Raw genomic sequence first — 22,025 nt, forward strand, 5'->3', positions numbered from 1 at the left:
ATAACAATGGCTATAAGCAATTGCTTGTTCTCGCCTACTTCTGAAAATCCTCTCGAATTTCCAACTTGGTGTGTACTTGCAAAGTTAAGTGCTAAACCACGCAACGAAATCATAGCCGAGACCGTTGGCAACAATATGAAAAAAGGCATTTTCCATATCATAATTCTTCTAATTTTAACTAGTTGTAATAACCAACCTAAAAAAGTGGTGATAGAAACGACCGAATCGATTCAAACGGAAAAAATCGATAGCGTGGTAGATTATCGTGCTGATGGAACGATGGAATTTAAAGTCAAAACTCAAAACGGACTGAAAAACGGAAACGGTTATTATTTTGACTCAAATGGAAACGTTATCGGATTTAAACACTTTGAGAATGACTCTGTGAATGGTTACGGATTAATTTTAAACGAAAACACTTTACGACCGAAATACTTGTATGAATCAAACAACGGAAAACGAGACGGAGTGATAATCGAATTCTATGAAAATGGAGTTATTAAAAAGTTCAGAAGTGCCGACATTTTTAATGATAGCCAAACTATCAGGTTTCACGAAAACGGAACAATAAAAGAAATAGGACAAACAAAAACAGGAAGAGGACACGGAACAGTTTACTATTTCGATGAAAGTGGTAAATTAGAAAAGACTGTGGAATACGAAAATGGGAATATTAAAAAATAATAAACTACTTCCAACAATGTGTAACCGCAATTACGGCTATTCATTCCTGTATTTTTATTGACCATGTTCCACTTTTTATTGACTATGTTCTACTTTTGATTACCCATTCCAGACTTTTGATTAACCGTTCCAGTCTTTTGATTGGTCGTTCTAGACTTTTGATTGGTCGTTCTAGACTTTTGATTAGTCGTTCCAGACTTTTGATTACCCATTCCAGTCTTTTGATTAACCACCGCAAACTTGTCATTCCGCACTTGATGCGGAATCCATATAAGGTCACAGGGTAGAAGCACAACTACCCACCTTGTCCCGACCTATAGCGTCGGGAGATTCAGCATCTCACAGTCAACAAGCAAACAAACAAATTACTTCGGTCGTACCTCACTTGTCATTCCTGCGCAGCAGGAACCCGCTGTAGTCAGTATAAACAACCAAATACCGTTAAAAATTTTCGAAGCCTTGTAGCAAATTTAGGTATTTGGTTATGGTTTTTATGGTTAGTGTATAACCATAAAAAATACCTACCTACAGCAAAGGACTTTTTGGTTCGTTTTTGGTCCCTCAAAAATGAACATACAATAAAATACCACGACAAACTTGTCATGCAACCAACTAACACCTAAAAACTAAACTTTTTGTTTCCACTAACGGTAACTATAATTATATTTGCATCCTGCAAAAACCACTGTCTAGGTTCTTGCTACTTGAATCTAATTATCTAAAGAAAATGAAAGCAGGTATTGTCGGGTTACCAAACGTAGGAAAGTCTACCTTATTCAATTGTTTAAGTAATGCCAAAGCGCAAAGTGCCAACTTTCCGTTTTGTACCATTGAGCCCAATATTGGTGTGGTAAACGTACCAGACCCCAGACTTCAAAAATTGGAAGAACTCGTTAAACCAGAACGTGTATTGCCAGCAACCGTTGAGATTGTTGATATTGCCGGCTTGGTAAAAGGTGCCAGTAAAGGCGAGGGGCTGGGCAACCAGTTCTTGGCAAACATCCGCGAGACCGATGCCATTCTACACGTATTGCGTTGTTTTGATAACGACAATATTGTGCATGTAGATGGTAGTGTAAACCCCATACGCGACAAGGAAACCATTGATATGGAACTCCAATTAAAGGATTTGGAAACTGTAGAGAAAAAGTTAGACAAAGTAAAACGTGCAGCCAAAACAGGTAATAAAGATGCCCAAAAGGAAGAAGCAGTTTTGTTGCAAATAAAAGCCGGTTTAGAAGAAGGAAGGTCAGTAAGAGCATTGGAGTTTTCTGAAGACGACGATAGAGACTTTGTAAAACCAGCACAGTTCATTACCGATAAGCCCGTTATGTACGTGTGTAATGTAGACGAAGGTTCGGCAGTGTCGGGCAACAGCTATGTAGAAACCGTTCGCGAAGCCGTTAAGGACGAGCAAGCCGAAGTATTAGTGTTAGCCGTTGGTACCGAAGCCGATATCAACGAACTAGACGATTATGAAGAGCGCCAGATGTTCTTGGCAGATATAGGGTTAGATGAACCAGGTTCAGCAAAATTGATTCGTGGAGCCTATAAACTCTTAAATCAGCAAACGTATTTTACGGCAGGTGTAAAAGAAGTACGTGCTTGGACTGTGGATATAGGAGCAACAGCACCACAGGCGGCAGGCGTGATCCATACCGATTTTGAAAAAGGCTTTATTCGTGCCGAAGTCATTGCCTACAATGATTATGTGCAATATGGTAGCGAAGCCAAAGTAAAAGAAGCTGGTAAAATGCGCGTAGAAGGAAAAAATTACATTGTAAAAGATGGCGATGTCATGCACTTCTTGTTTAATGTATAAATTACAAATAAAAAATTAAATAAAAGGCCAATGTTCTCAACAAACACTGGCTTTTTTTGTTAATTACTTTAGTAAAATCGGGTTTCATTTTTTAAAGTGAAAATGTATATTAGCAAGGTCTCAAAAAATGCACCCACATAATGGCTAAAGAAACCAAATACACCGAAGATAATATACGTTCACTCGATTGGAAAGAACATATCCGTATGCGTCCTGGTATGTATATCGGGAAATTGGGTGACGGCTCTTCTGCAGACGATGGTATTTATATCCTGATTAAAGAGGTTTTAGACAACTCTATTGACGAATACGTTATGGGAGCTGGAAAAACTATTGAAATATCAGTTCATGGCAACAAAGTAACCGTTCGTGATTATGGACGTGGTATTCCGCTAGGAAAAGTGGTTGATGTAGTTTCTAAAATGAACACTGGTGGGAAGTACGATAGTAAAGCGTTTAAGAAATCAGTCGGACTTAATGGTGTAGGTACTAAAGCGGTAAATGCTTTGTCAACCTATTTTAGGGTAGAATCGACGCGTGATAATAAGTCGGCTTCAGCAGAGTTTGAATTGGGTAATTTAACCAATCAAGAAGTTTTAGAGGAAACCACACGTAGAAAAGGAACTAAAGTATCTTTTGTGCCTGATGAAACCATTTTTAAAAACTACAAGTTTCGTAATGAGTATATTGTTAAGATGCTCAAAAACTATGTGTACCTTAATCCAGGTTTAACCATAGTTTTTAACGGCGAAAAGTATTATAGCGAAAATGGTCTAAAAGACTTATTAAGCGAAAACATTAAGGAAACCGATTTGCTGTACCCTATCATTCATTTAAAAGGTGATGATATAGAAGTGGCTTTAACACACAGTAAAACCCAGTATTCCGAAGAATACCATTCGTTTGTAAACGGACAAAACACCACACAAGGTGGAACACATTTAGCGGCTTTTCGTGAAGCATTGGTAAAAACGCTACGCGAGTTCTATGGCAAAAACTACGATGCATCAGATGTTCGTAAGTCAGTCGTTTCTGCTGTATCCATTAAGGTTATGGAGCCAGTATTTGAGAGTCAGACCAAAACCAAACTGGGGTCAACTGATATGGGTGGTGATTTGCCAACTGTAAGGACTTACATCAATGATTTTGTAAAAACACACCTCGATAATTACTTACATAAAAATCCAGATGCTGCTGAAAAGATTCAGCGTAAAATCATGCAAGCCGAGCGTGAGCGTAAAGAACTGTCTGGTATCAGAAAACTAGCGAAGGATCGTGCTAAAAAAGCGAGTCTGCACAATAAAAAATTACGCGATTGTCGCGTGCATTTTGGTGATACTAAAAACGAACGCAATCTGGAGACCACACTATTTATTACGGAAGGCGATTCGGCTTCAGGGAGTATAACAAAATCTCGTGATGTGAATACGCAAGCCGTATTTAGTTTAAAAGGAAAGCCTTTAAACTGCTATGGCTTAAGTAAGAAAATTGTGTATGAAAACGAAGAATTCAATCTTCTGCAAGCGGCATTGAATATTGAAGAATCACTTGAGGATTTACGGTACAATAACGTCGTCATAGCTACCGATGCCGATGTAGACGGTATGCATATTCGTTTGTTGCTGATTACGTTTTTCCTTCAATTTTTCCCTGAACTGATAAAAGAAGGTCATTTGTACATTTTGCAAACACCTTTGTTTAGGGTTCGCAACAAAAAGAAAACCATTTACTGCTATTCAGAAGAAGAGCGCTTAAATGCTATAGAGGAATTAAAGCCCAAGCCAGAAATTACCCGATTTAAAGGGTTAGGTGAAATTTCACCGGATGAATTCAAGCATTTTATAGGTGAAGATATTCGCCTAGACCCTGTAATGCTCGACGACAACATGTCAATTGATGAATTGTTGCAGTTTTATATGGGTAAAAACACACCAGACCGTCAAGAGTTTATAATTAACAACTTAAAAGTGGAGTTAGATTTAGTTGAGGATAATTAATGAGGACGAACAACGCTAAAGTTAAAAATGTAATTATATCGGTATATTTTATACTGATTGTCTTGGCTATACTTTTGGTGACAGTTTTTAGCGCATTTAAAGACATGACCGATAATCCATTAACAGCATTTTTAATTATATTATTAATATTGGCAGCTTTGTTTTTTGTTATTCATTGGATAGCCAAATATTTTGAATATGATAGTGATGGTTTAAAAGTGGTCATAACCAACAAAGGGTTATTGCTCTCTGATTACTTTAACTATCGTGAACATACTATAGAATTTGAAAAAGATAGGTTGTCCGGTTTTAAAATCCACAATTATTTAATTTACAGAGAATTAGTTTTATACATTAAAAACAAAAAACATGACCATGTTAAAAAAGAACGTTTCAACGTTACTTTGGTCGCTAGAAAAAAGCGCAAATACATGAAACAATCTTTGAGTAAAATGGTTAAACACAATAGAAAAGCCTACAATTCATGAGTGAAGAGAACGACGATTTGATAAATGAGCAAGAGGAATCTAACGAAACCATTACTAGGGTAACTGGTATGTATAAAGATTGGTTTTTAGATTATGCCTCTTATGTTATTCTTGAACGTGCTGTACCAGCCATAGAAGATGGTTTTAAACCGGTACAACGACGTATCATGCATTCTATGAAAGATTTGGACGATGGTCGTTATAACAAGGTAGCCAATATTGTAGGGCATACCATGCAATACCATCCGCATGGAGATGCCAGTATTGCGGATGCCATGGTGCAAATTGGTCAAAAGGATCTGTTAATTGACACGCAAGGAAACTGGGGAAATATTTTAACTGGCGATAGTGCAGCTGCTTCGCGTTATATTGAAGCGCGTTTATCAAAATTTGCGTTAGACGTTGTTTACAATCCTAAAATCACCGAATGGTCTGCAAGTTATGATGGTAGACGCAAAGAGCCTGTTAATTTACCAGTAAAGTTTCCATTGTTGTTGGCACAAGGAGGAGAGGGAATTGCTGTTGGGTTGTCCACAAAAATACTACCTCATAATTTTATAGAGTTAATTGAAGCTTCTGTAAAGCATTTACAGGGTAAGCGTTTTAAGTTGGTTCCTGATTTCCCTACAGCCGGAATTGCAGATTTCACGGATTATAAAGATGGACTTCGGGGTGGAAAAGCGCGTATACGGGCTAAAATTTCACAGGTTGACAAAAACACCTTGGTTATTACCGAAATACCATTTGGAACCAATACATCATCTTTAATTGATTCTATTTTAAAGGCTAACGATAAAGGTAAAATCAAAATAAAAAAGATTGAAGATAACACAGCTGCTGATGTTGAAATTTTAGTGCATTTACCATCTGGAATATCGCCTGATAAAACCATAGATGCACTTTATGCGTTTACAAACTGTGAAACATCTATTTCACCTTTAGGTTGCGTGATTGAAGACAACAAGCCTTTGTTTATTGGTGTTTCTGAAATGCTTCGACGTTCAACAGATCATACGGTTCAATTGCTTAAAAATGAGTTGGAGATTAGATTGGGTGAGTTTGAGGAACAATGGCACTTTGCATCTTTAGAGCGAATTTTTATTGAAAATAGAATTTATCGTGATATAGAAGAGGAAGAAACTTGGGAAGGTGTTATTTCGGCTATAGACAAAGGACTACAACCTCATATCAAACATTTAAAGCGAAAAGTTACAGAAGAGGATATTGTACGTTTAACCGAAATTAGAATTAAGCGTATATCTAAATTCGATATCGACAAGGCTCAACAAAAGATTGAAGCTTTAGAAGAACAAATAGCTGAAGTAAAACATCATTTGGCAAATTTGATCGATTATGCTATTTCATATTTCGAGCGTCTAAAAAAAGATTATGGAGAAGGGAAAGAGCGTAAAACGGAAATTCGCACGTTTGCTGATGTAGATGCTACTAAAGTAGTTATTAGAAACACCAAGCTTTATGTCAATAGGGAAGAGGGTTTTATAGGTACTTCGTTGCGTAGGGATGAGTATGTCTGCGATTGCAGTGATATAGACGATATTATTGTGTTTACCAAAGAAGGGAAGATGATGGTAACCAAAGTAGACACTAAAACTTTTATAGGTAAAGACATCATTCATGTTGCTGTATTCAAGAAAAAAGATAAGCGCACCATTTATAATATGATGTATCGTGATGGTAAAGGAGGTCCGACCTATGTCAAACGTTTTGCGGTGACATCGGTTACTAGAGATCGTGAATACGATTTAACCAATGGAAACAAAAACTCTATGGTTTGGTATTTCTCGGCCAATCCAAATGGTGAAGCTGAAGTGGTCACCATAAACTTGCGTCAAGTTGGGAGTATCAAGAAATTAAAATGGGATTTGGATTTTGCCGATATTCTTATAAAAGGTCGTGCTTCTAAAGGAAATTTAGTAACTAAATATGCGGTTAAGAAAATTGAACTCAAAGAAAAGGGTGTTTCTACCTTAAAACCGCGTAAAATTTGGTTTGATGACACAGTTCAGCGTTTAAATGTCGATGGTCGTGGTGATCTAGTAGGTGAGTTTAGAGGTGAAGATCGCATTTTAATTATACGACAATCAGGTTTAATCAAAACCATTATCCCAGAAGTAACCACACATTTTGATGATGATATGATTGTTATGGAAAAATGGATTCCCAAAAAACCCATTTCTGCTATTTATTTTGACGGTGAAAAAGAACGGTATTATGTTAAACGTTTTTTAGTTGAAAATGAGGCGAAAGAGGAAAGTTTTATTTCCGAACATCCAAAGTCCCAATTGGAAATCGTTTCAACAGATTGGCGTCCAATGGCTGAAATTGAATTTACTAAAGAACGTGGTAAAGACCGTAAGGATAATGTACAAGTAAATCTAGAAGAATTTATTGCTATCAAAGGCATTGGCGCGCTTGGAAACCAATTGACCAAAGAGAAAATAAATCAGGTTAGTTTGCTTGAACCATTGCCCTATGAAGCTCCTGAAGAAGTTCATGCCGAAGATATTGAAGTTGTAGGTGAAACTGAAATTTCAGAAGATGCAACTGAAAATAGCGAATCTAATACAACTAATGAAAAACCGAGTGAGACGTCAAATGATGAAAGTACTTCAGATAATCATGATGACCAAGGGCAAATCACTCTATTTTAGTTACATAAGATAGGCAGATACTGTCATTACAATTAATGTAAATACCACTAATATTATAAATAACGGCATTACAAATTTCAACCATTTGTCATATCCAACCTTGGCAATAGCTAATGATGGTAAAATAAGCCCTGTAGGACTAATTAAATACAATAACCCCATTCCATACTGATAAGCATTGACAACAAGTTCTCTGCCCACACCTACTGTATCTGCTAAGGGTGCCATAATGGGCATGGTTAAAACAGCCATGCCAGATGAACTTGGTATAAAAAAGGACAGCCCAGAATAGGTTAACGTCATAACGCTTGCAAATAAACCTTTGTCCATACCCGAAGTAACATCACTGGCATAATACAACATGGTATCACTGATTAAACCATCAGACATAATTACAGTAACACCTCTTGCAATACCAATAATTAGCGCAACACCCAATAAATCGCCAGCACCTTTAACGAAAACTTCAATAAAAACGTCTTCCTTTATTTTGGTAATGATCCCTATTACTATTGCACCAACCAAAAAGGTAGTAGTCATTTCTAAAAACCACCAGTCTAATCTGGAAACACCTATAATCATAACTATAAAACATGCTGTAAAAACAAAAAGCGCTAAACGTAAGCGCCAATTAAAAGAGGATACTTTAACATCACCTTGGTGAAAAAGAGCTTCAATTTGTGCCTTTTGATTGTAAATTATGGATTTTGTCGGATCTTTTTTTACACGGTTGGCATAACGCAAAACAAAGATAAGAGTAACAAGTAATGTCATACTTAACATAAATACACGACCTTGCCAGCCGGTTGTCCAGTTAATGCCAGCAGCATCGGATGCTATAATGGTGCTAAATGGATTTATTGTTGAACACATTGTACCTATGGACGACCCCAAAAATATACAGGCAATAGCCACAAGGGCATCGTATTTTGCAGCCAAAAATACAGGGATGAGAATAGGGAAGAAGGCAATGGTTTCTTCAGCAAAACCAAAAGTTGTACCACCTGCAGCTACTAAAGTTGTAACTAAAATGATAAGAATATACTCGTGACCTTGTAAGGCTTTGGCCAACCAAGCTATACCAGCATCAAAAGCACCTGTATGGTTCATAATACCAATTAGGCCACCTATAATTAAAACAAGAAAAATGATGTCGGCCGCATCAATGATTCCTTTAATAGGTGATTTTAAAAAGGCTAAAAGCCCTTGAGGCTGCGCATCCAATTTCTTATAGGTATTAGGAATATTAATGGCTTTGTAAATATCACCATTGGTAAACTTCTCTAATGGGATTATGATATTCAAGGATTCTAACGTGGCTTGAGTCGCCGGAAGCGTTTCTTTGTTTTCTTGACTTATTTTAATAAAAGAATTGGCGCTACTATCATAAGCTAGTGTATCGTATTTTCCTGCAGGCACAAAAAAAGTCAAAAGCGCTACTAATCCAGCAATAATTAATAAGATGGTTTGGGCAGAAGGAAATTTTAGTTTTTTCAAGGTCATTGGTTTTAATAAACTAAAGATAGTATTAATTTAGAAGTCTCTTAATAAAGTCTGTAAAAATGACCGTAAATATACACGATAGCTGGAAACCGTATTTAAAATCAGAGTTTGAAAGCCCTTATTTTAATCACTTGGTGAGTTTTGTAAAAACGGAATACCGTAGTCATACTTGTTATCCTCCAGGAAAACAAATTTTTAATGCTTTTGAACATTGTCACTTTAATGATTTGAAAGTAGTTATAATAGGTCAAGATCCTTATCATGGCCCCAATCAAGCAAATGGATTATGTTTTAGTGTTCACGATGGTATTCAACATCCGCCTTCGTTAATCAATATTTTTAAAGAAATAGAGCAAGATATAGGTGTTTCTTATCCCAAAAGTGGAAATTTAGAACGATGGGCAGATCAAGGTGTTTTATTATTAAATGCAACTCTAACTGTTAGAGCCCACCAAGCTGGCAGTCATCAAAATAAGGGTTGGGAACAATTTACCGATGCCGTAATAAAGGCAATAAGTGATAATAAAGAGAATGTTGTTTTTTTGCTTTGGGGAGGATTTGCTAAAAAAAAATCAAAATTGATAGATACTGACAAACACTTTATTTTACAAAGCGGACATCCATCCCCATTAAGTGCTAATAGAGGATATTGGTTTGGCAATAAACACTTTAGTAAAACTAACTCCCTGTTGGAGCAAGTTGGGTTGAAGTCTGTGGTTTGGTAGTGTTTTTGGTTACGGTAAATGTTGGGTTTTTCTCAACTATAGCTTTACGTTTTGTAGTTTTATTACAACTAAAAAATAGTAATAAAAAATTTATAGCTACTAGTATTGAAAGTATTAAAGTAATTGTTAATAGCATAAGCAATTGTGATTTGGTTATAGAACAAATATAAAGCTTTTGTGTTAAAAACATAGAAAAAATTAACATTTATCCATTATTTTATTTAGTATAACTCTGTGATTGTAAGTGCTTTTAAAAAAGTGAAAATCAAAAATTGTTAAAAAAAGTAGTTTAAAATAATTTAGATTTTTACTACTAAATTCTCATATTTTTCAATTTTTGGTATAATGTTTAATGCGTAGAGTTGCTTTTGAACTTCCGTTATAGTATCAGAAGATATAAGACTTTGCGACCATTCTGTTAGAGATAACCATTCTTGAACGTCTTCTAATTTTTGGTTATAACGTTTCGATATCATCTTATCTATATCCTTAAGGTCTTTAAATTCTGTTGTAGCGTTATTAATAATACGCAAAATGGCTTTTAAGTCATCTCCAGAGTTTTTTATAAAATTATCGCTAGCAGCAATTACAAAACAAGGCCAAGGAGTAGGGCAAGTGCCAATTCGATTAAAAATACCATCATCAACAATAGGTTTTGTTGTAAACTTTTCCCACATAAAATAATCCGCTTCACCATTTGTTAGCCCTTTAATAGCACCTTCAAGGTTTTCAATAACTTCAAACTTTAAATCTTTATCTAAATCCCAATTGTTGTTTTCTGCATTGATGTAGGCCATTAAATGTGAACCCGATCCATAACGGCTAATAGCGGCTTTTTTTTCTTTTAACTGGTTGATGGTTTTGAAATTTGAATGTGCAGCTACATGTATTCCCCATATTAATGGCGATTTAACAAAAGTCTGTACAATTTTACTGGGATTACCATTGATAATGTCTTTAATAATGCCTTCGGTTAAAATAACAGCAATATCTATAGCGCCAGACTCTAATGCTTGGCACATAGCGCCAGTGCCTCCATAGTAGTCATGCCATCGTAAATTAATACCTTCTTTTTTATATAAACCTTCTTTTAAGGTAAGGTACCAAGCTAAATTAAAATGTTCAGGAACACCACCAATATTAACTGTTCTCATTAACTTATAAGTTTATTTAATGTATAGTTTATTAGCGATTCCACCACTTGTTTAGGATCTTTACTAAACTCGCCAGTTGCTCTGTTGGCTATAATAGCATTTAGAGATAATGCTTTATGCCCCAAAAGTTTTGACAAACCATAAATAACAGATGTTTCCATTTCTAAATTTGATATTCTATGGCCCTCAAAGTAAAAAGAATCAATTTTTGAATTTAAATTGGCATCTTGCAATGGTAGGCGTAATACACGACCTTGAGGACCATAAAAACCTCCGGCCGTTGCTGTAATACCCTTAAAGGTTTGGTTGCTGTAAAACTTGTCCTCCAATTCTTTGCTATTATTGATAACAATTGGTCTTGCCTTGTCTACGTTCCATTGTGTATGATTAATAAAAGCATTTTCAATTTCCGGATTGGAAATAGTTTTTACCTGATAAAAATGCAACATACCATTAATGTCAAGGCCATGTGAACTTAATACAAATGAATCAACAGGTATATCTTTTTGCAAGGAACCAGAAGTACCTACCCTTACAATATTTAGTGAGGTTAAATTAGGTTTTGGCTTTCTGGTTTGTAAATCGATGTTTACTAAAGCATCAAGCTCATTTAATACAATATCGATATTGTCTGGGCCAATTCCAGTTGAGATAACCGATAAGGTTTTTCCCTTGTAAACGCCCGTTTGTGTTTTGAATTCACGTTTTTGCGTAGTAAACGTTACCGTATCAAAATGTTTTGTGATTTTTTCAACCCGGTCTTGGTCACCAACAAAAATAATATCATTTGCTATGTTTTCGGGTTTTAAGTTTAAGTGGTAAACACTACCGTCAGGATTTAATATAAGTTCAGATTCTTTAATTGGCATGGAATGGGGTTTTTAATAAGCTTGTTTTCTTCATCACTAAAAAAGAAATCTAATCGGTTTACTCCGCCAAATGGAATATTGTTATTGATTTCTAGTGCAAAATTATTTGTGTTGTGAAGTGCTTCGTGTCCTTTTCTATTTAGGGTTATACTATCTTCAGATTCATTAAGAAACAACCTAAGGTTTTCAATTATTCGATTGATTTGTATGTCACCAAAACCATAGTAACCCTGATAATTTAAAGCATACCCAAGTAAATGATGCCTGGATTTTATATCATTATCCTTAACGATTCGTAATATATTCTCTTCTAAATCTGAAAGGCCATTTTTTAAATTCGGAAACCGTTTTAAATGGGCCTTTAAACAACTGCTTAAATAAATAAATGATGATTTTTTAACAATATAGGGCTTGAGTAAGTTATGATCTCTGCCACAATATATTCGCCAAACATCTTGGGCTAATTCAGTATCGCTTTCAGAAAGTAAAATCTTATTTTCATAATGCTCAATTAATGCATGTTGCGATAGTTCGCTTAAGCCTTTTAAACTGCTTTCGCCATCAACGCGGCCACTACAAACCAGGTAAATGGGCAAGTCGATATGTTTTTCTTTTAAAAGACTTATAACCGCGATAAGGTTTATGTGGCAAAATAAATCATATTCAAACCAAAGAATAATTTCATCAAACTTTTCGGTGTGGTTTAATATATCTAACTCTTTATGGAAGGCATTTTCATCAATTTCAATATCGTAATAGGTACTCAAAAACGCTTTTCGTTGGTTTAAAAACTCTTGACTGTCAACTTTAGAAAAGGTATTCCCTTCGCACAACATTTCATGCCAGGTAAGCATTTCGCCCTCTATATCTAATTCTTTTAGATAATTAGTAAGACTAGTGCCATTTGTGATATGTAGGGTTTTGTTAGCCATTAACCACCAACACGCTTAACGTTAAAGCCTTTTTCTTTTAAGATGGTCATTATTTTATCGCGATAATCACCTTGAATTATAATTTTATCATCCTTAAAGCTACCCCCAACACTTAAAGTTGTTTTTAGCTCTTTGGCCAATAATTTAAAGTCTTCAGTAGCACCTGTATAACCTTCTAAAATTGTAATAGGCTTACCTTTACGTTTTTCGTATTTACAAATTATAGGGTCGTCTTGAAGCCAAATTTTAGACTCGTTTTCTTGAGATTCCGGAGTTTCTTCTTGAACATGATCTGGAAAAAGATTTTTAAGCTGATCTTGTAAATCCATGTTTATTTCTTAATTAAACCTAATTCAATTAAGCGTTCATTTAAAAATTCGCCTGCAGTAATATCATCAAATTGTTTTGGATTGTTTTCATCAATACAACTGTCTAAAACATCTAATTTCATATCACTTATAGGGTGCATGAAAAATGGAATGGAATAACGTGACGTCCCCCAAAGTTCTCTAGGTGGATTAACAACACGGTGTATGGTTGATTTTAATTTATTATTGGTGTGACGTGAAAGCATATCTCCAACATTTATCATCAATTCGTCAGGTTCTGCAATGGCATCCAACCATTCACCTTTATGATTTTGAACTTGTAATCCACGACCTTGAGCTCCCATTAACAAGGTAATTAAGTTAATATCGCCATGGGCAGCTGCACGAACTGCGTTTTTTGGCTCTTCAATAATGGGTGGATAGTGTATTGGTCTTAAAATACTATTCCCGTTATGAATATATTGGTCAAAATACGTTTCTTCCAATCCTAAATGCAAGGCTAAAGCTCGTAATACATATTTGGCTGTTTTTTCGAGCATTCTGTAAGTTTCTTTACCAACTTTATTGAAGTTTGGCAATTCTTCAACTTCTACATTTTTTGGATATTCTGCTTCTAATTTAGGATTGTTTTCAACATACTGCCCAAAATGCCAAAACTCTTTTAAGTCGCCTTCTTTTTTTCCTTTAGCACTTTCTTTCCCAAATGAAATATAGCCACGTTGTCCGCCAATACCTTCAATCTCATATTTTTGTTTGGTCTCTAACGGTAAAGCGAAAAAGTTTTTTACTTCTTCGTAAAGATTGTCTACTAATGTGTCATCTAAAAAATGGCCTTTTAAAGCCACAAACCCAATTTCTTCATAGGCTTTACCTATTTCATCTACAAATTTCTGTTTACGTTGAGGGTCGCCTGAAGTAAAATCGTTTAGGTTAACGCTAGGTATATTATTCATTTCTATAAATTTCTTGTGAATCCTTACAAAGGTACAAAAACATTATAAAGTTTCGTACAGATATTCTTTATGGATTTTCGTTTTGTAATTATCATTTTATGCTATATTTGACAAACAATTTTTAAAGTTCCCAAGTGACTTCAACTAGCGAATTACAGTACGATATTTCAGGATTAGAAAATAAAGAGCTTATTACATTATATACAAATATGCTCAAACCGAGATTGATAGAAGAGAAGATGTTAATTCTATTGCGTCAAGGTAAAATCTCCAAATGGTTTTCGGGTATTGGTCAAGAAGCTATATCTGTGGGTGTAACCATGGCTATGCGAAAAGATGAATATATATTGCCTATGCACCGTAATTTAGGTGTGTTTACAACCCGCGAAATTCCGTTGTATCGCCTATTTAGTCAATGGCAAGGGAAAGCCAATGGGTTTACCAAAGGACGAGATAGATCATTTCATTTTGGGACTCAAGATTATAAAATTGTGGGCATGATTTCGCATTTAGGACCACAATTGGGTGTAGCAGATGGTATTGCTTTAGCCAGTAAATTAAAAAACCTAAACCAGGTCACAGCAGTTTTTACAGGCGAAGGCGGAACTAGTGAAGGTGATTTTCACGAAGCCTTAAACGTAGCTTCAGTATGGCAATTGCCTGTGATGTTTTGCGTAGAAAATAATGGTTATGGGTTGTCAACCCCTACAAGAGAGCAGTATAATTGTGAACATATAGCCGATCGAGGATTGGGTTATGGTATGGAATCGCATATTATTGATGGCAATAATGCAATAGAAGTTTATACTAAAGTTAGTGAAATAGCAGATAGTATTCGTGAAAACCCGCGTCCAGTGTTATTGGAGTTTAAAACTTTTAGAATGCGTGGCCATGAAGAAGCCAGTGGTACAAAATATGTGCCACAGGATTTAATGGACGCTTGGGCAAAAAAAGATCCTGTTGAAAATTTTCAGGCCTTTTTAAGAGATGCCAACATATTATCAGAGCGTGAGGAAGTAGCTATTAAAGAAGCTATTGTTCATGAAATTAACGAACATTTACAAAAGGCTTTTGATGAAGAAATTATCTCACCAATTGAAAGTGTCGAATTAAATGACGTATACAAACCATTTGATTATCAAAATTTTGAAGTAAATTCAAAAACTGAAGAGCTACGACTGATAGATGCTATTTCTCAAAGTTTAAAGCAATCTATGGAACAACACGAAGATTTGGTTATTATGGGTCAGGATATAGCTGAATATGGTGGAGTGTTTAAAATAACAGATGGGTTTGTAGATCAATTTGGAACCGAACGTGTGCGTAATACACCCATTTGTGAATCTGCTATAGTAGAAGCTGGAATGGGCTTATCTATTGCAGGTATGAAAGCTGTAGTTGAAATGCAATTTGCAGATTTTGTTTCTTCGGGTTTTAATCCAATAGTTAACTATTTGGCCAAATCACATTACAGATGGAATCAACATGCCGATGTGGTAGTTAGAATGCCTTGTGGAGCTGGAGTTGCTGCTGGACCATTTCATTCACAAACCAATGAAGCATGGTTTACCAAGACTCCAGGATTAAAAGTGATTTATCCGGCATTCCCTTATGATGCTAAAGGTTTATTGGCAACAGCTGTCAATGACCCTAATCCGGTATTATTCTTTGAACATAAAGCCCTCTATAGAAGTATTCGCCAAGAAGTTCCCGTTGATTATTATACGTTGCCGTTTGGAAAAGCTTCCGTATTACGAGAGGGCGAATCTGTTACGATTATTTCTTATGGCGCTGCTGTACATTGGGCATTAGAAACACTGAATGCCAATGTTGATATACAAGCTGATTTAATTGATTTAAGAAGCTTACAACCATTAGATACTGAAACTATATATGAATCGGTTAGAAAAACAGGCCGTGTGATAATATTGCAAGAAGACTCCTTGTTTGGAGGAATAGCTTCTGACATTTCTGCACAAATAATGGAAAACTGTTTTGAAGATTTAGATGCACCTGTAAAGCGTGTGGCGAGCATGGAAACACCTATACCATTTATCAATCAATTGGAAGAACAATATTTAGCAAAAGGGAAGTTTGAAAACGCTTTAAAAGAACTTCTAGCTTATTGATTTAATTCTTTTGCTATAGCCTGAACTTCATCTAAAACACGTAGTAGGTTGCCACTCCAAAGCATGGCAATCTCATCTTCAGTATAACCACGCTTAACCAATTCCAGAGTCACGTTAAAGGTTTCTGATGCATCATTCCAGCCTTCAATACCACCACCACCATCAAAATCACTACTAATACCAACATGCTCAACACCTATTTTTTTAACCATATAATCTATATGGTCAACAAAATCTGACACATCAGGAGCCGGAGGGAATCCTTCAACTTTTGCCGCTTTTTTGTTGGCTAAATCTATAACTTTTCTATAATATTCAAAAAACGCATCTTGTTCATCATTACTCAATGCCATAACTTCCTCACGAGTTGTGTACCACATAACTCCCAAAGAGTCCGCTACTTCAAGAGCAAGTCTTTGCAAATGCCCATCTCTTTCTTTCACTTTTTGAGTGTGTACATAACTATCTAATGCAACGGTTTGTACAACGCCTCCTTTTTCTTTTAACCATTGTAATTGCTCATCATCTAAATTTCGACTTTCATCACTAACAGCTCTTGCAGCAGAGTGTGAAGCTATTATTGGTGCTTTACTTATTTCTATCATTTGCAGCATAGCTTCTTTTGATGGGTGCGAAACATCGATCATCATACCCAAGCGGTTCATTTCTTTAACAACCTCAATACCGAGTTCACTCAAGCCATTGTGTAGCCACTTGTCTCTGGCTTCACCTGTGTGGCTATCACATAACTGGCTATGACCGTTATGTGCTAATGACATATAACGGCCACCTAAATTATAAAATTCTTCAACACGGCTAATATCCAAACCAATAGGGTAACCATTTTCTATACCAATCATGGCTACTTTTTTGCCAGATGCATGAATGCGACGAACATCATCAGAAGTTAATGCCAATTCTATATCGTTTGGTGCAATTTCTTCCACAAGCTTATGAATAGCATTAAATTTGGATATCGCATTATCATAAGCTTTAGCATAACCTTCAGGAGATAAGGAGTCCTGACCTGTATAGACTATAAACCACGCAACATCTAAACCGCCTGCTTTCATTTTGGGAAGCGTTACCTGTGACGATAAGTCCTGCGTGTAATTAATAGAATCTGTAAAATTTTTAACATTAATATCAATATGAGTATCAAGGGTAATAACTTTATCATGAATAGCCTTGGCACGTTCAATAAGTGCTATTGAGTCTTTATCTTTTGTGATGGATTCTTGTAATTTAGGTTCATTTTTACAAGAGGTTGATATCAAAATAATAAGACAAACTAAAGTGGATAATTTATTCATAAATGGTTGGTTCAATTAGTTATGGTCAAGTTACAAAAAAGAAATCTTATATTTAGAATTGTAAAACTATGAGAAATCAAATTTTTATAGCCATCTTTTTTGTTACACTTAACTGTAACAGCAAAAAACCTGAAGTAAATTATTCTTGGAAAACTATTCAGGTAACAGCCACGGCATATAATTCGCTACCTAGTCAAACTTATGGAAATCCAATAATTACAGCTTATGGAGATAGTTTGAAACCTGGTATGAAGTGCATAGCCATTTCAAGAGATTTAATGAGCTTGGGTTTAACTCGCAATACTCCTGTTGCTATTCAGGGTCTTGAAGGGCTCTACATTGTCAACGACAAAATGCACAGTCGCTGGCGCAACAGAATTGATATATATATGGGTGAAGATGTTCAGGCTGCTAGAGCTTGGGGAAGACGTAAGGTTGAAATTACGTATGGCACGATAAACGAAACAATTAAGCAAAACTAAATGAATTCTTATCATTTATTTTTTGTTTCTTTAAGCTTATATAAACACTAAATTAATATATCGTATGAAAATTTTAGGCTACTTTTTTGCCTTATTATTGGTGTTGGGTTGCAAATCAGAAAAAGAATCTGATACAGATAAATCAATCCAGCCACCAATCGCAAAAAAAACTCCAAAGGAATTAACAATTCATGGAGACACCCGATTAGATAATTATTTCTGGATGCGTTTAAGTGATGAGCAAAAAAATGCCGAAACACCAGATAGTCAAACGCAAGATGTACTAGATTATTTAAATGCTGAAAATGAGTATTTAAACCAAGCTATGCAGCATACTGAAAACTTACAAACACATTTGTATTCTGAAATAGTTGGACGTATTGAAAAGGATGATCAATCAGTCCCTGTAACAGAAAACGGATATGCTTACTATACACGTTACGAAGAAGGAAAAGAATATCCTTTGTATTGCCGTAAAGCCATCGATTCAACTCAAGAAGAAATTATACTTAATGGTTCAAAAATGGCAGAAGGTTTTGCATACTATGGCATAGGCAACCGTTCAGTAAGCCCTAATAATGAACTTTTAGCATTTGGTATAGATACCATTTCAAGACGCCAATACACCATCCATTTCAAAAATTTGGTAACAGGTGAGTTATTAGAAGACAAATTGTCTAATACGAGCGGTAGTGCTGTATGGGCTAATGATAATAAAACCGTTTTTTATGCTACAAAGGACCCTGAAACTTTGCGCCAAAATAAAATATGGAAACACATTCTTGGCACACCTCAAGAGGATGATGTTATAGTGTATGAGGAAACCGACGAAACATTTAATTCGGGTGTTTATAAAACCAAATCCAAAGCTTACATTATGATTTATAGTGGGCAAACCTTGTCTACAGAATTTAGATATGTTGATGCCAATAAACCTGATGGTGATTGGCAAGTTATTCAATCAAGAGAGCGAAATTTAATTTATCAACCTGATCATTTTGGTGACCATTTTTATATTCGGACAAATTTAGACGCTACTAACTTTAAACTTGTTAAAACTCCTATTTCGTCAACAACCAAAGACAATTGGGAAGATGTTATTGCCCATCGTGATGATGTACTTTTTGAGGGGTTTGAGTTATTTAAAAATCATTTAGTTCTTCAAGAGCGTCTAAATGGCTTACGCACTATTAGGGTAACCAGTTGGGAAGGTGAAGATTATTACCTTGACTTTAAAGATCCAGCTTATGTGGCCTATACGACATCAAATTTGGATTTCGACACTAATGTTCTTCGTTATTACTATACATCCTTGACTACTCCGGGTAGTACTTTTGATTATAATATGGATACAAAAGAACAAGTGTTATTAAAACAAGAGGCTGTATTAGGTGGCTTTAATTCCAATGATTATTCTTCAGAACGTTTGGAAGCACCAGCAGCAGATGGTACAAAAGTACCAGTTTCCTTGGTGTATAAAAAAGGGGTAACGTTAAGTTCAGATACGCCATTACTATTATATGGTTATGGATCGTATGGAAATAGTTCTGAACCGACCTTTCGTTCCGATCGTTTGAGTTTGTTAGATCGTGGTTTTGTTTTTGCAATAGCCCATGTGCGTGGTGGTCAGGAAATGGGACGATATTGGTATGAAGACGGAAAACTATTAAATAAGAAAAATACATTTACCGATTTTATTAATGCTGGCGAGTATTTAGTAAATAAAGGTTACACTAGTACAGAACATTTATATGCAATGGGAGGAAGTGCAGGCGGACTATTAATGGGCGCCATAGTTAATATGAAACCAGAATTATGGCATGGTGTTATAGCTGCAGTTCCATTTGTTGATGTGGTTTCAACCATGCTAGATGAAAGTATTCCCCTGACAACGTTCGAATTTGATGAATGGGGAAACCCAAAGGATAAAACATATTACGATTATATACTTTCGTATTCACCATATGATAATGTGGTGGCTCAAGATTATCCTAACATGTTAATTACAACGGGTTATTGGGACAGTCAAGTACAATATTGGGAGCCTGCAAAATGGATTGCTAAATTGCGTGACATGAAAACCGATGATAATCTATTGGTAATGGATTGCAACATGGAAACTGGTCACGGTGGAGCTTCAGGGCGCTTCGAGCGTTATAAAAGAACGGCATTGTACTATGCCTTCATATTGGATTTAGAAGGCATAGAAGAATAATTATTTCACAATTTCAGAAATTGAAATAGGGTAGGCCTTTTGAACTATAATTTGGTCTACGGCTTTTAAATCTGAATAGGGTTGATTAAAACGATTAAGGCTATAAGCTTCACGGAGTTCCATTATAGCCTTTGTTGTTTCATCTTGCACTTGAATGAAAACCTCATAAGGGGTTTGGCGGGTATGCGTTATAGCGATTACAGCTTTTTTTGGATTATCAGAAGCTAACGGGTTTTGAATACCATGGCAATAAGAACAACTAGAATCTCCATTGTTATCAATAAAATCCATAAGAATTTGTTTTAATTTTCCAATTTCAATTAGTTGCTCATTTACTAGAATTTCATTACTGGCATTTAATTCAATATTAATGAGGTTACGCTCAGCAACTGTTTTTGTGCAGTCATCGAGATCGGAACAGGGCGATGGTAGCTGTCTTTTAATGCCTGCGTCTATGCTTATGGTAGTAGTTACCAAAAAGAAGATTAGTAATAAAAATGCAATATCTGCCATTGATCCTGCATTAACTTTTTCTGGAGTGCGATAGTGTTTCATAATAGTGTGTTTTAGGTTATCGAATAATTAAAAATTATCAAAAACGATTCCATTATTTTTTTAAACAAAAAATGCCAGTATAAATTACTGGCATTCTTCACTTTAACTAACTAACTCAAACTATATCATTAATGGATATGTCTTTTAATTCCTGTCCAAACAGTATCACACCGGTTAATTGTGCTCACTTTTATTTTGTGTTTAAGAGCATGATTTATAAAATCACTGGAATCTCTTGATATTTTAACTAACGCTTGCATGATACTGTTTTTTTTGATTGATTAATTTTTTAAGACGTTTATCTAAAACGTCTTTTACTGTTCCAAGTATTACTTTTTGTTTTACTTAATCTACTTGTTAATTGGTTGCTGTCTAAAGTTCTCATGATTTTATGTTTTAATTGATTGATGTTATACCTAATAGACGACCAAAAACCACAATTGTTACAGTACTATGCATTACAAAGTAGTAATTTAACATTTTTTAACAATTTTAGTATTAATAATCAATGGGTTAGGAGTGAGCTTGAAATGACATTTTGACGAATAACATTGTAAAATTGACAGTTTTAAGACCTAAATTTTACTTGGCATTTAATTTGTTACTCAATTAATAAAAATGTTTAACTAAAAATTTGATAGACATGAGAGCATTAGTAACATTGCCTAAAAATGACACAAATCATGAACAAAAAAAAGTTACTGGTTTGCCAAGTTTTTCATCTTGGATAGACAACTTTTTTGATACCGATTTAGAAACCGGTTTATTATCTAACTTTAATCATGGTATAACGTTACCAGCAGTCAATATTAAAGAAGACAATGAAAATTATAGTTTAGAATTGGCTGTACCTGGTATGACCAAAGATGATTTTAATTTGGAGTTAGATAACGAAATACTATCTATTGCAGTTGAAAAGCAAACGGATAATAAAATAGAGAACGAAAACTATACAAGACGAGAATTTGGATATTCATCATTTAAAAGAACATTTACATTACCAGATACTGTTGATACAGAAAAAATTAATGCCAAGTACGAAAACGGTATATTATATGTTCATATTCCAAAACGAGAGGAGGCCAAAAGAAAGCCTGCTATGCGTATAGACGTTTCTTAATTACGACCGTTTTATAATGTTATCTTAAAAAAAGAGAAGCTTATTAAGTTTCTCTTTTTTTAATTTATATTTGAAACGTTAGT

19 protein-coding genes are annotated in these 22,025 nt (G+C 35.2%); 10 read left to right on the forward strand and 9 right to left on the reverse strand.

Annotated elements, in window-relative coordinates; genetic code table 11:
- The first annotated feature begins 6 nt into the window (after positions 1-6).
- Positions 7-684 (forward strand): toxin-antitoxin system YwqK family antitoxin, encoded by a 678-nt coding sequence (locus K7G76_RS11485; protein WP_223034367.1) that lies wholly within the window; start codon positions 7-9, stop codon positions 682-684.
- A gap of 89 nt (positions 685-773) precedes the next feature.
- Here the strand turns inward: K7G76_RS11485 and K7G76_RS11490 are convergent, their stop codons facing one another.
- Positions 774-977 (reverse strand): hypothetical protein, encoded by a 204-nt coding sequence (locus K7G76_RS11490; RefSeq protein WP_223034368.1) that lies wholly within the window; start codon positions 975-977, stop codon positions 774-776.
- Positions 978-1,411: 434 nt separating this feature from the next.
- Between K7G76_RS11490 and ychF the strand changes: the two genes are divergently transcribed.
- The 4 genes from ychF to K7G76_RS11510 all read left to right on the forward strand — a co-directional run bounded on the left by ychF (position 1,412) and on the right by K7G76_RS11510 (position 7,663).
- Positions 1,412-2,506 (forward strand): redox-regulated ATPase YchF, encoded by a 1,095-nt coding sequence (gene ychF, locus K7G76_RS11495; protein WP_223034369.1) that lies wholly within the window; start codon positions 1,412-1,414, stop codon positions 2,504-2,506.
- Between the two features lie 140 nt (positions 2,507-2,646).
- Positions 2,647-4,503 (forward strand): DNA topoisomerase IV subunit B, encoded by a 1,857-nt coding sequence (locus K7G76_RS11500; protein ID WP_223034370.1) that lies wholly within the window; start codon positions 2,647-2,649, stop codon positions 4,501-4,503.
- Positions 4,503-4,991, forward strand: a complete 489-nt coding sequence (locus K7G76_RS11505; protein ID WP_223034371.1) for a hypothetical protein — start codon at positions 4,503-4,505, stop codon at positions 4,989-4,991. The genes K7G76_RS11500 and K7G76_RS11505 overlap by 1 nt, the downstream gene beginning before the upstream one ends.
- Complete coding sequence (locus K7G76_RS11510; protein ID WP_223034372.1) at positions 4,988-7,663, forward strand: DNA gyrase/topoisomerase IV subunit A; 2,676 nt, start codon at positions 4,988-4,990, stop codon at positions 7,661-7,663. Before K7G76_RS11505 ends, K7G76_RS11510 begins: the two co-directional genes overlap by 4 nt.
- Here K7G76_RS11510 and K7G76_RS11515 read toward each other — a convergent pair whose 3' ends face one another.
- Entirely contained in the window at positions 7,664-9,160 is a 1,497-nt protein-coding gene (locus tag K7G76_RS11515; protein ID WP_223034373.1) for a YfcC family protein, read from the reverse strand. It lies immediately after the preceding gene.
- 65 nt (positions 9,161-9,225) lie between these two features.
- On the opposite strand from K7G76_RS11515, the gene K7G76_RS11520 reads away from it, so the two are divergent.
- Positions 9,226-9,891, forward strand: a complete 666-nt coding sequence (locus K7G76_RS11520; protein WP_223034374.1) for a uracil-DNA glycosylase — start codon at positions 9,226-9,228, stop codon at positions 9,889-9,891.
- 299 nt (positions 9,892-10,190) lie between these two features.
- Here K7G76_RS11520 and K7G76_RS11525 read toward each other — a convergent pair whose 3' ends face one another.
- The 5 genes from K7G76_RS11525 to K7G76_RS11545 are packed head-to-tail and all read right to left on the reverse strand — an operon-like array spanning position 10,191 to position 14,128.
- Positions 10,191-11,045: a substrate-binding domain-containing protein gene (locus K7G76_RS11525; protein WP_223034375.1), complete on the reverse strand. Its 855-nt coding sequence runs from the start codon at positions 11,043-11,045 to the stop codon at positions 10,191-10,193.
- Positions 11,045-11,914, reverse strand: a complete 870-nt coding sequence (locus K7G76_RS11530) for a nucleoside phosphorylase (RefSeq protein WP_223034376.1) — start codon at positions 11,912-11,914, stop codon at positions 11,045-11,047. Before K7G76_RS11530 ends, K7G76_RS11525 begins: the two co-directional genes overlap by 1 nt.
- Positions 11,884-12,846, reverse strand: a complete 963-nt coding sequence (locus K7G76_RS11535; RefSeq protein WP_223034377.1) for a DUF1835 domain-containing protein — start codon at positions 12,844-12,846, stop codon at positions 11,884-11,886. The genes K7G76_RS11530 and K7G76_RS11535 overlap by 31 nt, the downstream gene beginning before the upstream one ends.
- A complete protein-coding gene (locus K7G76_RS11540) occupies positions 12,846-13,175 on the reverse strand; it encodes a translation initiation factor (protein WP_223034378.1) in 330 nt (109 codons plus the stop codon). Before K7G76_RS11540 ends, K7G76_RS11535 begins: the two co-directional genes overlap by 1 nt.
- A gap of 2 nt (positions 13,176-13,177) precedes the next feature.
- Positions 13,178-14,128 carry an isopenicillin N synthase family dioxygenase gene (locus tag K7G76_RS11545; RefSeq protein ID WP_223034379.1) on the reverse strand — a complete coding sequence of 317 codons (951 nt, stop codon included), beginning with the start codon at positions 14,126-14,128 and terminating at the stop codon, positions 13,178-13,180.
- 209 nt (positions 14,129-14,337) lie between these two features.
- Here K7G76_RS11545 and K7G76_RS11550 point away from each other — a divergent pair, with 209 nt between their 5' ends.
- Entirely contained in the window at positions 14,338-16,257 is a 1,920-nt protein-coding gene (locus K7G76_RS11550; RefSeq protein WP_223034566.1) for an alpha-ketoacid dehydrogenase subunit alpha/beta, read from the forward strand.
- Here K7G76_RS11550 and K7G76_RS11555 read toward each other — a convergent pair.
- Positions 16,251-17,570: a dipeptidase gene (locus tag K7G76_RS11555; protein ID WP_223034380.1), complete on the reverse strand. Its 1,320-nt coding sequence runs from the start codon at positions 17,568-17,570 to the stop codon at positions 16,251-16,253. The genes K7G76_RS11550 and K7G76_RS11555 overlap by 7 nt on opposite strands.
- Positions 17,571-17,638: 68 nt before the next feature.
- On the opposite strand from K7G76_RS11555, the gene K7G76_RS11560 reads away from it, so the two are divergent.
- Both K7G76_RS11560 and K7G76_RS11565 read left to right on the forward strand, forming a co-directional pair.
- The gene (locus tag K7G76_RS11560) at positions 17,639-18,052 is read left to right on the forward strand and encodes a 3D domain-containing protein (protein WP_223034381.1); all 414 of its coding nucleotides are present in this window, start codon (positions 17,639-17,641) and stop codon (positions 18,050-18,052) included.
- 64 nt (positions 18,053-18,116) lie between these two features.
- Positions 18,117-20,267, forward strand: a complete 2,151-nt coding sequence (locus K7G76_RS11565; RefSeq protein ID WP_223034382.1) for a S9 family peptidase — start codon at positions 18,117-18,119, stop codon at positions 20,265-20,267.
- On the opposite strand, the gene K7G76_RS11570 is transcribed toward K7G76_RS11565, so the two are convergent.
- Positions 20,268-20,822 carry an ExbD/TolR family protein gene (locus tag K7G76_RS11570; RefSeq protein WP_223034383.1) on the reverse strand — a complete coding sequence of 185 codons (555 nt, stop codon included), beginning with the start codon at positions 20,820-20,822 and terminating at the stop codon, positions 20,268-20,270.
- A 643-nt stretch (positions 20,823-21,465) separates the two neighbouring features.
- Here K7G76_RS11570 and K7G76_RS11575 point away from each other — a divergent pair.
- Positions 21,466-21,942 (forward strand): Hsp20/alpha crystallin family protein, encoded by a 477-nt coding sequence (locus K7G76_RS11575; RefSeq protein ID WP_223034384.1) that lies wholly within the window; start codon positions 21,466-21,468, stop codon positions 21,940-21,942.
- The last annotated feature ends 83 nt before the right edge of the window (positions 21,943-22,025 follow it).

It is taken from the genome of Hanstruepera marina (genome assembly GCF_019880635.1).
Lineage (GTDB): Bacteria > Bacteroidota > Bacteroidia > Flavobacteriales > Flavobacteriaceae > Hanstruepera > Hanstruepera marina.

What these genes read in the sequence shown, in the direction of transcription:
- K7G76_RS11555 (WP_223034380.1), bottom strand. Translation starts at nt 17,570, where the DNA reads ATGAATAAATTATCCACTTTAGTTTGTCTTATTATTTTGATATCAACC.
- ychF (WP_223034369.1), top strand. Translation starts at nt 1,412, where the DNA reads ATGAAAGCAGGTATTGTCGGGTTACCAAACGTAGGAAAGTCTACCTTA.
- K7G76_RS11545 (WP_223034379.1), bottom strand. Translation starts at nt 14,128, where the DNA reads ATGAATAATATACCTAGCGTTAACCTAAACGATTTTACTTCAGGCGAC.
- K7G76_RS11500 (WP_223034370.1), top strand. Translation starts at nt 2,647, where the DNA reads ATGGCTAAAGAAACCAAATACACCGAAGATAATATACGTTCACTCGAT.
- K7G76_RS11540 (WP_223034378.1), bottom strand. Translation starts at nt 13,175, where the DNA reads ATGGATTTACAAGATCAGCTTAAAAATCTTTTTCCAGATCATGTTCAA.
- K7G76_RS11505 (WP_223034371.1), top strand. Translation starts at nt 4,503, where the DNA reads ATGAGGACGAACAACGCTAAAGTTAAAAATGTAATTATATCGGTATAT.
- K7G76_RS11560 (WP_223034381.1), top strand. Translation starts at nt 17,639, where the DNA reads ATGAGAAATCAAATTTTTATAGCCATCTTTTTTGTTACACTTAACTGT.
- K7G76_RS11570 (WP_223034383.1), bottom strand. Translation starts at nt 20,822, where the DNA reads ATGAAACACTATCGCACTCCAGAAAAAGTTAATGCAGGATCAATGGCA.
- K7G76_RS11530 (WP_223034376.1), bottom strand. Translation starts at nt 11,914, where the DNA reads ATGCCAATTAAAGAATCTGAACTTATATTAAATCCTGACGGTAGTGTT.
- K7G76_RS11510 (WP_223034372.1), top strand. Translation starts at nt 4,988, where the DNA reads ATGAGTGAAGAGAACGACGATTTGATAAATGAGCAAGAGGAATCTAAC.
- K7G76_RS11525 (WP_223034375.1), bottom strand. Translation starts at nt 11,045, where the DNA reads ATGAGAACAGTTAATATTGGTGGTGTTCCTGAACATTTTAATTTAGCT.
- K7G76_RS11485 (WP_223034367.1), top strand. Translation starts at nt 7, where the DNA reads ATGGCTATAAGCAATTGCTTGTTCTCGCCTACTTCTGAAAATCCTCTC.
- K7G76_RS11520 (WP_223034374.1), top strand. Translation starts at nt 9,226, where the DNA reads ATGACCGTAAATATACACGATAGCTGGAAACCGTATTTAAAATCAGAG.
- K7G76_RS11535 (WP_223034377.1), bottom strand. Translation starts at nt 12,846, where the DNA reads ATGGCTAACAAAACCCTACATATCACAAATGGCACTAGTCTTACTAAT.
- K7G76_RS11550 (WP_223034566.1), top strand. Translation starts at nt 14,338, where the DNA reads ATGCTCAAACCGAGATTGATAGAAGAGAAGATGTTAATTCTATTGCGT.
- K7G76_RS11565 (WP_223034382.1), top strand. Translation starts at nt 18,117, where the DNA reads ATGAAAATTTTAGGCTACTTTTTTGCCTTATTATTGGTGTTGGGTTGC.
- K7G76_RS11575 (WP_223034384.1), top strand. Translation starts at nt 21,466, where the DNA reads ATGAGAGCATTAGTAACATTGCCTAAAAATGACACAAATCATGAACAA.